At 51.7% G+C, this 13,219-nt stretch carries 11 protein-coding genes and 1 tRNA gene; 11 read left to right on the forward strand and 1 reads right to left on the reverse strand.

Features of this window, described 5'->3' with window-relative positions:
• The first annotated feature begins 264 nt into the window (after positions 1-264).
• On the forward strand, positions 265-1,248 hold the full coding sequence (locus M0R70_08390; GenBank protein ID MCK9419379.1) for a tRNA-dihydrouridine synthase family protein: 984 nt from the start codon (positions 265-267) through the stop codon (positions 1,246-1,248).
• 48 nt (positions 1,249-1,296) lie between these two features.
• Here M0R70_08390 and M0R70_08395 read toward each other — a convergent pair whose 3' ends face one another.
• The gene (locus tag M0R70_08395; protein MCK9419380.1) at positions 1,297-1,722 is read right to left on the reverse strand and encodes a PilZ domain-containing protein; all 426 of its coding nucleotides are present in this window, start codon (positions 1,720-1,722) and stop codon (positions 1,297-1,299) included.
• Positions 1,723-1,902: 180 nt separating this feature from the next.
• Between M0R70_08395 and M0R70_08400 the strand changes: the two genes are divergently transcribed.
• The 10 genes from M0R70_08400 to M0R70_08445 all read left to right on the forward strand — a co-directional run bounded on the left by M0R70_08400 (position 1,903) and on the right by M0R70_08445 (position 13,203).
• The gene (locus M0R70_08400) at positions 1,903-3,411 is read left to right on the forward strand and encodes a B12-binding domain-containing radical SAM protein (GenBank protein MCK9419381.1); all 1,509 of its coding nucleotides are present in this window, start codon (positions 1,903-1,905) and stop codon (positions 3,409-3,411) included.
• A gap of 171 nt (positions 3,412-3,582) precedes the next feature.
• Positions 3,583-3,879: an ATP-dependent Clp protease adaptor ClpS gene (locus M0R70_08405; protein ID MCK9419382.1), complete on the forward strand. Its 297-nt coding sequence runs from the start codon at positions 3,583-3,585 to the stop codon at positions 3,877-3,879.
• Positions 3,876-4,298, forward strand: a complete 423-nt coding sequence (locus M0R70_08410; GenBank protein ID MCK9419383.1) for a YkgJ family cysteine cluster protein — start codon at positions 3,876-3,878, stop codon at positions 4,296-4,298. Before M0R70_08405 ends, M0R70_08410 begins: the two co-directional genes overlap by 4 nt.
• A 117-nt stretch (positions 4,299-4,415) precedes the next feature.
• Positions 4,416-5,285 carry a diguanylate cyclase gene (locus M0R70_08415; GenBank protein MCK9419384.1) on the forward strand — a complete coding sequence of 290 codons (870 nt, stop codon included), beginning with the start codon at positions 4,416-4,418 and terminating at the stop codon, positions 5,283-5,285.
• A gap of 66 nt (positions 5,286-5,351) precedes the next feature.
• Positions 5,352-5,440, forward strand: a tRNA-Leu gene (locus tag M0R70_08420).
• Between the two features lie 216 nt (positions 5,441-5,656).
• The gene (gene htpX, locus M0R70_08425; GenBank protein MCK9419385.1) at positions 5,657-6,508 is read left to right on the forward strand and encodes a zinc metalloprotease HtpX; all 852 of its coding nucleotides are present in this window, start codon (positions 5,657-5,659) and stop codon (positions 6,506-6,508) included.
• Positions 6,509-6,797: 289 nt separating this feature from the next.
• A complete protein-coding gene (locus M0R70_08430; protein MCK9419386.1) occupies positions 6,798-8,717 on the forward strand; it encodes a hypothetical protein in 1,920 nt (639 codons plus the stop codon).
• A 128-nt stretch (positions 8,718-8,845) separates the two neighbouring features.
• Positions 8,846-9,559 carry a glycosyltransferase family 2 protein gene (locus M0R70_08435; GenBank protein ID MCK9419387.1) on the forward strand — a complete coding sequence of 238 codons (714 nt, stop codon included), beginning with the start codon at positions 8,846-8,848 and terminating at the stop codon, positions 9,557-9,559.
• A 140-nt stretch (positions 9,560-9,699) separates the two neighbouring features.
• The gene (locus M0R70_08440; protein MCK9419388.1) at positions 9,700-11,892 is read left to right on the forward strand and encodes a tetratricopeptide repeat protein; all 2,193 of its coding nucleotides are present in this window, start codon (positions 9,700-9,702) and stop codon (positions 11,890-11,892) included.
• A 108-nt stretch (positions 11,893-12,000) separates the two neighbouring features.
• Positions 12,001-13,203 (forward strand): NADH:flavin oxidoreductase, encoded by a 1,203-nt coding sequence (locus M0R70_08445; protein ID MCK9419389.1) that lies wholly within the window; start codon positions 12,001-12,003, stop codon positions 13,201-13,203.
• Positions 13,204-13,219: the final 16 nt, after the last annotated feature.

The following is a 13,219-nucleotide window of genomic DNA, read 5'->3' on the forward strand; positions in this document are numbered from 1 at the left end:
ATGCGGCTTATGCTCACCTATTGAGCAGCGTTGCCTCTTTTGGAGTCATTAAGCATTACTTAATATCATCTTGGCAGTCATCAAGGTATACTGAGCGCAGCGAAGAATCTCGTTTTCCCGGACAGATGAGAGATCCTTCACGGAGTTTACCCTGAACGAGAGATTCTTCAGTTGCTTCGCTCCTTCAGAATGACAAAGTGAAGGGTTCAGGATGACGGGATAAGGTGTTCTTCGACAGCCTGTCTCAACGTGACATCACTACGTATGAAAACACGTGTCCGAAAAATACAAGTTCGAGATCTTCAGATAGATCCGCCTTTGCTCCTGGCACCCATGGCAGGTATCACGCACAGCGCTTTCCGGCAGATCTGTTGCGGCTTTGGCGGGGTCGGCCTGTTATCAACGGAAATGCTTGCGGCAAGAAGGCTGCCCACGGAAAGTTCGCGGTTCTCTCCGTACATTATCAGGACTGCTCTGGAAAAACCTCTTTCCTATCAACTCCTGATCTCCACGGAGCAGGAGGTTGCTCCAGCCATTGAGGTCCTTCATAAACTGAAGGCGGATGCCATAGATCTGAACATGGGTTGTCCGGCATCTGCGGTCGGCAAATTCGGCGCGGGTATCCAGTTGATGGAACTGCCCCGGGATGTCCGTTGCATGGTAGCCGAGGCGCGGAAACGCACCACGCTTCCCCTCACGGCAAAGATCCGGCTCGGCATCGAGCTGGACGAACAGAAATTATTGGACTTCTGCGCCATGCTCGAAGACGAAGGCATTGATATGCTCTCGGTTCATGCCCGGCTCAAGAAAGAGTCCTTTGCCAGAACTCCGCGATGGGAGTGGGTCGCCAGGGTAAAAGGACGGCTCTCGATCCCGGTCATTGCCAATGGCGGGATCTTTACGGTCCAGGATGCGGAAAATTGTCTTCGTATTTCCGGCGCCGACGGTCTGATGCTCGGCCGCGGTGCGGTGATACAACCCTGGCTTTTTGCCGAGATCGCCCGGGAAGTGTACGGCTGCACACTTGCTCAGTCGGCCGTATCGCTGCCGATGGTCTATAACAGCTTTATCGACCACCTTATCGAGCTTTATCGGCCTGAATACCGGCTGGGCAGGCTCAAAGAGTTCACCCATTATTTCGCCCGAAACTATAAGTTCGGCCACCTCCTGGCATCACGGGTCCAGACCAGCGCGAGTGTGGACGAAGTACGGGAAAGAGCCGGCATATTTTTTGAGCGAGGTGAATAGGTGAGGTGGGGAAGGTGAAACAGCCGCTGGCAGAATTTATTGACGTCTTTACGACGCGGCCCACTTTGATTCGCTGCCGGAAACGGGATCCCGTTTTATGGATCCAAGCTGCATCGCGACGAGCGGTTCCAGGTCCTTGAGCGGTTCGCGAAAAACCGATTGCGCAGACTGATCATGAAAACCAATTGTCGCATCATCGGGCAGGGAAGCAAATCGAATGCCTGAACGATACTGAGTCCCCACCTGTTTGCTCCAAAGCAGCACACCGCCGTGTTGACCCCAGATCCGTTCCCTGAACCAGACTAAGCCGGGTTCCATGGGCGTATTCGATTCGATGCCTACGCCATTCCTGCTTATATCCACGATATGACCATGATGATCTGTCCGGTCAAGCTGTTTGAACTTGATAACGTTCATGGCAAGGTCCCGCTTTACCGTGACCGGCTGTCGCTCTGAATTTCTGTTATGTTCCATGGTTTTATTATACAGGAAATCTCAGGAATGTGAAGCGAATTTATTTGTCGTTCCGAGAGATTATCGCAGAGTCTATTCATGACATCAGAGAATGTAGTATAATGATGGTGATATATTAGTAATTTATCTAATCCTTTTGAATTATGCATGCGCTGTTTCATGTGAATCCAAGGAGAACATATGAAAATACTGCTCGTTTATCCCAAATACCCGATAACGTTCTGGAGTTTCAAGTACGCCTTGAAGTTCATTTCTAAAAATGCGAGCCTTCCTCCTTTGGGGCTGCTGACCGTTGCAGCAATGCTGCCTGCTGACTGGGAGGTCCGCCTCGTTGATAAAAACGTGAAGAACCTTTCGGACGCTGACCTTCTCTGGGCTGATTATGTTTTTCTCAGCGCCATGTCCATCCAGCGGGAGTCGACTGAGTCGGTCATTCGCAGGTGCAAGTCCCTCGACGTTAAAATGATCGCCGGCGGGCCTCTGTTCACATCTGTGCCCGAAGAGTTCAGCGACGTTGACCATCTTGTTCTGAACGAAGCAGAGATCACGCTGCCGCTCTTTCTCGCGGACCTGAAGGAAGGGCGGGCACGCCATATATATACGTCCCCCCTCTGGGCAGACCTTGCTGCCACTCCGGTACCGCGGTTCGACCTCCTGGACAATAAAAGATACGCGTCCATGAACATCCAGTATTCGCGGGGCTGTCCCTTTGACTGCGATTTTTGCAATATTACCGTGCTCTACGGCCGTGTGCCGCGGACCAAGGACACGTCTCAGGTCCTCGCGGAGCTGAATTCCATCTATACCCGGGGATGGAGGGGAAGCGTCTTCATTGTGGACGACAATTTCATCGGGAATAAGGGAAAGCTCAAGAAGGACGTTCTTCCCGCCATCATCGCCTGGATGGAAAAAAGAAAATATCCCTTTACGCTCTATACGGAGGCATCGATCAATCTTGCGGACGACGAAGAACTGATGAAGCTTATGGTCAGGGCCGGGTTTGATCAGGTCTTTATCGGCATTGAATCGCCGAATGACGAGAGCCTCGCCGAGTGCAGCAAGCTCCAGAACCGGAATCGTGACCTCGTCGCCTGTGTCAGGAAGATCCAGCAGGCCGGAATGGAGGTCCAGGCGGGATTTATCGTGGGGTTTGACAAGGACCCGGCAATGATCTTCGATCGTTTGATCGAGTTCATTCAGGAAAGCGGGATCGTGACCGCGATGGTGGGTCTTTTAAACGCGCCCCATGGCACAAAACTCTATCAGCGCATGAAGCAGGAGGGGAGACTCGTGAAGTCTCTGACCGGCGACAATACGGACTTCTCGATCAATTTCATCCCGAAGATGAGCACCGACGCGCTCCTCTCGGGATATAACTCGATCCTGAAAACGATCTATTCACCGAAACACTATTACGCGCGGGTAAAAACATTCTTGCAGGGACACCATCCTGCGCGGATTCGCAGTGGAAATCTCAGGTTTAATTATGTCATGGCAGGGTTCAAGTCCGCGGTGCGTCTCGGCATTATCGGCAGGGAACGGTACCAATACTGGAAGCTGTTCTTCTGGTCCCTTTTCAGAAGACCCAGGCTCTTTCCCCTCGCCATAACCCTTGCGATCTACGGGTTCCATTTCCGGAAGGTATTCAGTAATCACGAGAAGGCTTTCCGTGCGGGAATTGCGCGCTAACCTGGCGTCTCTCTGCCCATACGTTGAAAACCATGCTGATCGATCTGGCTTGACACCGGCTTCCTTTCGCACTTACTATCGCAATAGTTTTATGTTATAATCCCCGCATCAAAGAACCGAACCCCTTAACAAACGGTTGATCCTTCAGTCCCCGTTACCTGTTTGATGGACATGTCAAAAATATTGCCTTTATCACAACCAGGAACACGTGCTGAACAGTACACGCTTCACATCCCGTTGTACAAGGTGCTGCTTCATAATGACGACCACAACACCATGGAGCACGTGATAAAGGCTCTGGCTCGGGTTTTTAAATTCGAGCAGGGGGTGTGCGAACGGATCATGCTGGAGGCGCATCAGAACGGCATAGCGCTTTGCACGGTAGAGCCGCTGGAAAAGGCTGAGCACCATCGGGATCAGCTTAATTCATATTCACTGATCTCCACCATTGAACCGGATCAGCTATGATCAAGGGAAAATATTTTTACAGGGAAGGCATTCGTTTCGAATGCCAGGGAGAAGGCAAGTGCTGTGTAACGCGCGGCAAGTACGGTTACGTCTATCTGTCGTTCAGTGACCGGAAGCGCCTGGCAGCTCATTTCAACATGCCCACAACCGAGTTCACCGCCGCGTTCGCCCGCAAGGTGGACGGGCTCTATGAGTTGAACTATACCGGCAAGGACTGCCCGTTTCTTCAGGATAACCGTTGCCGGGTCTATGAAGCCCGTCCCTGGCAGTGCCGCACCTGGCCTTTCTGGCCCGAAAACATGAACAGCGTGGTGTGGGAGAAGGAAGTGGCTTCCTGGTGTCCCGGTGCCGGCAAGGGCAGGCTTTATACCGCGGAAGAGATCGCGGACATCCTCGCGAAGAAAAAGGACGTCTCATGACCCTTGAGGCCGGAAGGAACGCCCCCAGATTCTACTGGAACTGAGCGTGGTTTTTTGCTATTATTGCACGGATCGGCGTCAAACGGCATTATTGGTTATTATACCCTGGAGAAACCTATGGAAGAGAAGCCCCGTATCATCATTGTCGATGATGATGAGTCACTGCTGGATGTCCTGAAACGTTATCTCGCTATGCAGGGGCATGACTGCGAAGTTTTTTCCAGCGCCAAGGCAGCACTTGACCATCTCGCAGAAAAACCCTGCGACATCCTTCTCACCGATATCGTCATGCAGGGTATGAAAGGGTTGCAGCTCACGAAGCAGGTAAAACTGTCGTGGCCGAACACGAACGTCATCGTGATGACGGGATTCATTGATGATTATTCTTATGACCAGGCGATCGATGCCGGGGCTTCGGATTTCATCAAAAAACCCTTTTCCGTACATGAGATAATGCTCCGTATCAAACACGTTATGCTTCAGGCGAAGCTGCGGGAGATGTCGATCACCGACGAGTTAACGGGCCTTCTGAACAGGCGCGGATTCTTTGCCATCGCTCAGCAGCAGCTGAAAGTAGCGAAACGGGTTAAAGGAAAACTAACGCTCGTGTTTGCCGACATGGATAACTTCAAGTCAATAAACGACAAATGGGGCCATCATAAGGGCGACGAGGCGTTGGTAGCGATGGCGGAAATATTCAGGCAGTCCTTCCGCGACTCAGATCTTATCGCCCGCATCAGCGGCGATGAGTTTGCGCTGCTCCTTCTTGACACGCATGAAGAAAACTTCAACATTATTTTCAAACGGTTGCAGAATAACATTGATGCGTTTAATGGGCGCTCGGGAGAGATCTTGTTTCTTTCGCTCAGCATTGGCATGGCACTCTATGATTATCGTCGACCATGCTCTATCGACGAGCTTCTGAGGCTGGCGGACGAGCGGATGTACGACAATAAAAAACAGAAGAAGAAGATCGGCCTGCTTTAGCAGGATCCGTATTTTCCCCCTTTGAATAAACCGCGTTTCTCAACTATTATTTTATACCAGATCCATGCCGCTGTGGCGAAATTGGCAGACGCAAGAGACTTAAAATCTCTCGACGGGCAACTGTCGTACCGGTTCGATTCCGGTCAGCGGCACCAGAAATAAAACAAGATCGGCTCTTCAGCCGGTCTTTTTTTATGCGCCGATACGCGGGAGCAGAGGCAGTTCCTCCATACAATCAAGACGTTCTCTGTGTGCTCTGTGGTCATTTTTTATCATTACGGGACCCGGGCACACCAGTTCTTGACGAGAGAGATCGATTGTGGTAATTTGTCATACAAAGAAAATGCTTTACAGGGAGGTAGTGACATCAGATGAACACGGTAAAAACGCTCGGTTTAATGGTATTTATGACCTTGCTCCTTGTCTTCGTAGGAGCTGCGATAGGCGGCAGGGGCGGCATGGTAATGGCTTTTACCATGGCGGCGATAATGAACGTTGGGATGTACTGGTTCAGTGATAAGATAGTCCTCAGGATGTACAAAGCACAGCCGGTGACCGAGGCAGAAGCGCCTGAGCTGCATGCGATCGTTCGTACCTTGGTCCAGAAGGCCGGAATGCCGATGCCCAAGGTCTACATCATTCCTGACGAAACTCCGAATGCCTTTGCAACAGGCAGGAACCCGGAGCACGCGGTGGTCGCTGTTACCCAGGGAATCATGAGAATACTCTCCCGCGATGAACTCTCGGGCGTGATTTCCCACGAACTGGCGCATATCAGGCACCGCGATATGCTTACGGGAACGATCGTGGCGACCATCGCCGGCGCCATCAGCATGCTGGCCCAGATGGCGCAGTGGTCCATGATCTTCGGCGGCAGGCGAGATGATGATGAGGGAGGAAGCCCGATCGTGGCTCTCGTCATGATGATCGTGGCGCCCATTGCGGCGATGCTTGTGCAGATGGCTATCTCGCGCACCCGGGAGTTCGAAGCGGACAAAGGCGGCGCTCAGATCGCCGGGAGCCCTTCGGGGCTGGCGAATGCGCTCCTGAAGCTGGAAAAAGGCTCGCAGCTTGTCCCCATGACGGACGCAAAACCCGCCACGGCCCACATGTTCATCGTGAACCCGCTCACGGGCGGCGGCCTGATGAAACTGTTCAGCACTCACCCGCCTATCGCTGAACGGGTGGCGCGGCTGAACGAGATAGCGAGGGGGCAACGGTAACTGTCTGATCAGGAGAAGGACTTAGGGGTGACCTTAAGTCCTTTTTCCTTGCCAATAAGCGCAGCTATGAATTTTATTTTTACGACCATACTTCAATTCTGTTCTTTGCCCCTGTAGTCAATCGCATCGCACCTCATAAAGAATCCCCTCTACAATGCTCAATTAATAATCTTGATTTTAATGCCGCTTTATTCTATTCTAGTCTTGTTTTTTTATTGAAATAAATTGCTGCTTTTTCTCGATGCCGGCAGTTCCGAGACTTGTTGGAGAAAAGGATATCGCTACTCCCATGAACACTAAGACTGCAAGCGTGGATACGCGCAGGAGTCTTGTCTACTGGCTCACACGGCTTCTGCCGCTGTTGGTTGTCGGCCTGGCTGCGGCTTTTGCGCTTCGTCGGCTGGGCAACACTGACACCTGGTGGCACCTGGCCGCCGGTCGCTGGATCGCCACTCATGGTACCGTCCCTCACCTGGACACGCTCTCCTGGACAGTTCCCGATCATCCATGGATCAACGTCCAATGGCTCTATGATGTGATCATGTACGGGATATACAAGCTCGGCGGGCCGAACCTGCTTGTCATAAGCTCGGTGATGGCCTATACCGCTACTATTGCAATACTGCTGGTAAATGTCCGTCGCCATGTTGGCCCCCTGGCGGCTGCCGTGCTCTGCGCCTGGGCAGTGATGATCTCTCAGGAACGTTTCGAGATCCGTCCGGAGATGGTTTCGTATCTTCTCCTTTCGGTGATGCTCTGGCTTTACGCCACGGGCCGGGTTTCGAACAGCAAGCGACTGTGGGCCATCCCGGTTGTGATGTGCCTTTGGGCCAACGCTCACTCCCTTTTTGTTCTGGGTATGGTAATCATCATAAGTCAGATGGTCGGTAGTCTCATCACCGACCTGTCGATCCTCCCTTCGGGTTGGCGCCGACCAATTGAACCTGCGGTTCGAAAGCAACTGCTCACGACCGGGGCCATCGGGCTTGCGGTTACACTGATCAACCCGTTTTTCATCAAGGGAGCGTTTTTCCCGTTCAAGCTCATGTCAAGGATCAGCGGCGATAACCCTGTGTTCCGGGCTATTGGTGAGTTCCGCCGTCCATTCGAAAACTACTTCGTCAATAATACGGTCCTGGCATACCGGTGGTTCTTTTTCTTTGCAGTTGCAGTTTTACTCGTGGCAATGGTTATCGCGGCATTGCAGAGGAGTTCAAGTTCCGCCGGCATGGGCAAAGAATTGAGCCGAGCGGATCGACGACGCCTGCTCCGTGAAGAACAACGCCGCAAGGGCGCTCCGCCATCTCCATTGCAGGATCAGCCGCAGGAGGTTACTTCCGCGGCAATACACCTCGATCTTGCCGATATCGTCGTACTCGCCGGCATCGCCTATCTCTCGCTTCTCGCCCGTCGAAATATGGCGCTCTTCGCGATTGGCGGCACGCCCGCTATTGCCGCCTGTCTCGCGCTTTTAGCAGCACGCTTTCCTCACGCGCTGAGATCTACGCTGACGCAGGTAAAGGGTGTCTTTGCCGCTGTCCTGATATTCCTGGTGTTAGGCGGGTACTGGTTCATTGCGTCAAACGGTTTCTATAAATGGACTGATGACCTTCGCGAGTTCGGACTGGGGCAACTTGACATGCGTTTTCCGATCCGGGCCGCAGCATTCATGAAGGCGCAGGGACTTCCCGGTCGGCTTTACAACGACCTTGGAAACGGCGGTTATTTGACCTGGGCTGAGCCCATACCGGGCGGGGTCTACATGGACGGCAGACTTGAAGTATACGACGCCGATTTCTTCGGTCAATACATGCGTGAGATCGCTGATCCGAATGCCTGGCAGGGTGAAATGGATCGTCAAGGCGTCCAGACCGTGCTCCAATTCCACTGGTGGGACAATACTCGAAACCTCATTCAGTATCTCGTGCGTGACAGCAGATGGGCGCTCGTCTATTTCGATGAGACTTCGGTCCTGTTCGTGCGCCGGGCCGGCAACGAAGAACTCATCTCCCGCGCATGGACGGCATTCCAAAGTGAACGCGAGGCCATAGAGCGGGGGCTTCTCGAACCCGTTCGATCCTGGCAATGGCCGATGGGTCAGGTCTACGCCCTTCGGGTTTATAGCGACCTTTTGAACATGCTCGGGAAAGGTAACGATGCGATGCGTTTTCAAACCTATCTTTCTGAGTTGAGTCCAGCGAATCAATGATGCCGTTCAATGATAACGCTGTTTGAGAGAAACGGACTGCTTCAAAGACCATGAAAGGCCGGGATAAGCCTGGAGGACCTTTTTGATATACGTGTATTCGCTAATGGTCATTCCATGAGGAGTTAAACATGGTTTTAGCTAAGAAAGACTCACTTACACTCAGCATCATCATCCCTTGTTATAACGAGCGGGACACGATAGAGAGCATAATCACCGCGGTTATTTCATCTCCCATCCACGATAAAGAAATAATCGTCGTGGACGATTGTTCAACGGACGGGACCCTCGATATCCTTGCAGGCAAGATCGCGCAACGGGTGGACAAGATCATCTATCACGATCGCAACCAGGGGAAAGGGGCGGCCTTGCGCACGGGAATAGCCGCGGCCACGGGCGATGTCGTCATTATCCAGGACGCCGATCTCGAATACGACCCCCAGGAGTACCCGCTGCTCTTGGGACCTTTTATCCACGGAAACGCTGATGTAGTCTTCGGCTCGCGGTTCATGGGAGGGAAACCCCATCGCGTTGTATATTATTGGCATTCATTGGGAAACCGAGTGCTCACGACGCTTTCGAACATGTTCACGAACATCAACCTCACGGATATGGAAACCTGTTACAAGGCCTTCCGCCGGGAGATCATCCAATCCATCACGATCGAAGAAAGCCGCTTTGGTTTTGAACCGGAGATTACAGCCAAAGTCGCCAAAATGGGATGCCGTATCTACGAAGTCGGAATTTCCTATTACGGCAGGACCTACGCGGAGGGTAAAAAGATCGGATGGAAGGACGGTTTCCGCGCCATTTACTGCATCGTGAAATACAATCTGTTCCGATAACCGTAAATTCTGACAAGGTCACTGGTGAAACAGTTTCTCCGTGACCTCTGCCCCGGCGTTGAGAGGGCAGGGGAATGGATGGCTTTCCGAAGTGTAACGCGATCATACGTTCATTCTGCGATCATCATTGAGGTATTACCATGAGACTGAACCAGAACCTCCTTAAAACAAAACTGCTTTCATTAATCTTGATCGTTGCCAGCGTAGCACTCGTCTATACCAGTACGATCTGGTTTGATTTCTGCTGGGATGATATCAGCTATGTCATTCAGAACCCGTATATCAGGTCCATTTCCTGGAATAACATTACAGCGATCTTCAGCCGCAACTTTGAAGGGAACTATGCCCCGGTCCATATACTCGCCTATATGGTTGAATACGCCTTGTGGGGGCTGAATCCCAAGGGTTATCATCTTGTCAACATCCTTCTGCACATCTTCAACAGCGTTTTTCTTTTTATCCTGATCCGAAAAATAACGGGAAGGAATGAAGTTGCGCTGCTTGCGTCACTGATCTTCGCTCTCCATCCCGTACAGGTGGAGAATGTGGCATGGGTAACAGAGCAAAAAAGCCTTCTTGCCATGGCCTTCTTTCTCCCCGCGTTTTATCTCTCTGTTCGCGATGCGGACAACCCGAAACCCTCTTATTATTGGGCCTCTGTCTTTCTCTATGGCTTGTCGCTGCTTGCCAAAGTCAGCACGGTTTCTTTGCCGATCCTTCTGCTCATGTATGAACTCTGTTATGGGAAAAAGCTCAATACGAGGCGCATCATCAACAAGGCGCCGTATTTTGTCATCGCAGGAGGTATGAGCCTCGTAAGCATATTTATTCAGACCTCCAACCGGGGAATGTTCTATTTCAGGAACGATCCCTTCATTACTTTATTCACAACCATCGTAGTCGTAAAGAATTACCTGCTGAGTATCATTCTGCCGGTGAACCTGAGCGCATATTACTCACTGGTTCATACCCGTTTATTTGAACCTCCGGTCTTGCTTTCGCTGCTGTTGATCGTGGCGGTTGTTTCCGGAACGGCGTATCTTTTCAGGAAAGACAGACAGGCCGCCTTCTGGGCCGCCTGGTTCTGGGCGGCAATCCTGCCGAATTTGAATATTATTCCGCTCAGCGTGGTCATGGCAGACCGGTATCTCTATCTTCCGCTGATCGGCCCGTCCGTACTTTTCGCCTTTGCCCTGTTTGGGTCCGTGAAAGACCGGATCCAAAAACGCTTCCCGAACAACGTTCACTGGATTTACGCAATTTCGGGAATACTGATCCTGGGACTCGCTGTTGCAAGCCAGGTGAGAAGCAAAATCTGGGAAAATGACCTCACGCTGTGGACTGACACCGTCACGAGACTGCAGCACGGCCTCCCCTATACCAATCTGGGGGCCGCCCATATTGAAAGGGGAAATCTGGCTGAGGCAATAAAGAATTTTGAAAAAGCCATCGAGGTCACGCCGGACTATTATCTTCCGTATGCGGACCTCGGCCGCATCTATCTGCAGAAGAATGACCTTTTGGGGGCCGAGAAGTACTTTGTAAAGGCCTTGAGCCTGAATCCGAACAACCCCTTTATTTCACAGGAACTCGCCAAGATCTATATTAATCGCGGGGATCTTGACCTGGCATCCGGCGAAATCAGCAATGGGCTGAAGTTCACGCCGAATGAACCTTCATTATTGTTTTTGAAGGCCCATATCCTGACGCGGAAAGGGGAGCTTCAGGAACCGCTTGAGATTTACCGGTTTCTGACACGTGTTGATCCGTCATCCTCTGTAAACTGGTTTAACTTCGGCGCGGTACTGGCGCGTTTAGGTCGGGTGGGCGAGGCGGAGAATGCCTTGCGACAGGCGATCACCATTGATGGGAAGCTGCTGAATGCCTATAAAGAACTGGCCTCCCTGTATGTACGAGACGGTAAAACTGATCAGGCTGCAGCGAACTTCGAAAAAAGCCTGCAGGCTTTCCAGGAAAACAGCCTGGCCTTGAGGAACTTATCCCATCTGTATCTCGAATATTTTCCTGCAAAGGTCGATCGAATCATCCCGTTCGCTCAGAAATCCCTTGAAAAATCCCCGGACGATCCAAATATTCTGGACCTCCTTGGCTGGGCCTATTTCAAAAAAGGAAATTATAATAAATCCGTAGAATATTATAAGCAGGCTCTTGCTGCGCTGCCCAGCGAGCCCTATTTTCTTTATCAAGTCGGGATCGCCTCTCTCAAGGCAGGAGATACAAGGAGCGGAAAGTCTTATCTGAAAGAACTTGTTCAAAAATACCCGGACCATGTGTTGAGTAAGCAGGTGAACAAACGTGCTGAAGATAATTAACCCGGCAGTAAACGGTTTGGGAGCAGCGTATTGGGCGATCCTGCAAGACTCTTATTCTATTTGCCATCGCCTTGTTGATTCAGAATCGTACCGTACAGGAGGATGATCATGAAACAAGTATTTGAGCCCTGGTCTATCGGCACGCTCACCTTAAAAAACCGCATCATCCGCTCCGCAACCCACGAAGGCATGGCAAATCCTGATGGAAGCCCTACGGAACATCTCCTGAAGAATTACCGGAAGCTTGCCGCAGGCGGAGTGGGTGCGATCATCACCGGTTACGTGAGTGTGATGCAAAATGGAAAGACCTTTAGAAACATGCGGATGTTCGATAGCGATCTTTATATCGACATCTATCGGTCCATCAATGAGCAATTGAGACAGTACGACACGCCTGTCATTCTGCAGATCGCCCATGGAGGCTACGGGGCAAATGCAAAGGTATCGGGACAAGCAGTCATTGGCCCCAGTTTTCGCAAGAAGAACGAGCACGGCGATGTCTGCAAGGAAGCAAGTGACGCGGACATCGAGTCCATCATCGATGCCTTTGTCTGCGCCACGGTCCGCGCGAAGGCAGCCGGCTTCGCGGGAATTCAGTTCCATGCAGCCCATGGATACCTCCTTTCCGAGTTCATATCGGAAAAGCTTAACAAACGGAGGGACAAATGGGGCGGCCCGATAGAAAATCGCTTGAGGATCGTCACCGAGATCCTGAACAGGGCCCGGCAGGAAACAGGTACCTTCCCGCTGTTGGTCAAGATCAGCGGTCACGACCAAACCGGGAGAGATATAACAGAAACCGACACGATAGCAATGGCCCGGCTGCTGCAGAACAGCTCATGCGATGCGCTTGAAGTGTCCTGCGGGTATGGCGATTTCATGAATACCATTCGCGTGGCCAGGATACCCATCGATGCCATTCTCGGATTGATGCCGGCCTACCGTGACAAGCCGGCGTATCAGAAGCTTCTTTTCAGATTACTCGCTCCCTTTCTGCTCAAGACGCATAAACCTATCCTCAATTATAATCTGCGGACAGCAGAGCTGATCAAGAAGCAGGTGAGCATTCCGGTCTTTGTGGTCGGCGGCATCCGGCACCTGAAGGATATCAGGGCGATCATATCGGAAAAGGACCTTGATGGCGTTTCCCTGAGCCGGCCATTCATCATTGAACCCTCTCTCGTGGAAAAGTTCCAAAAGGGACAGGAAAGTTCAAAATGCATTAATTGCGGTTATTGCCTGATCGGCGCGGTTGATAATCCCTTGAAGTGCTATTACGGTAAAGTGCCAAAGAGCTGTTCGAACAGGTAGGCAGGAAGATTGAGAG

The sequence above is a fragment of the Nitrospirota bacterium genome, from assembly GCA_023229435.1.
Lineage (GTDB): Bacteria > Nitrospirota > UBA9217 > UBA9217 > UBA9217 > JALNZF01.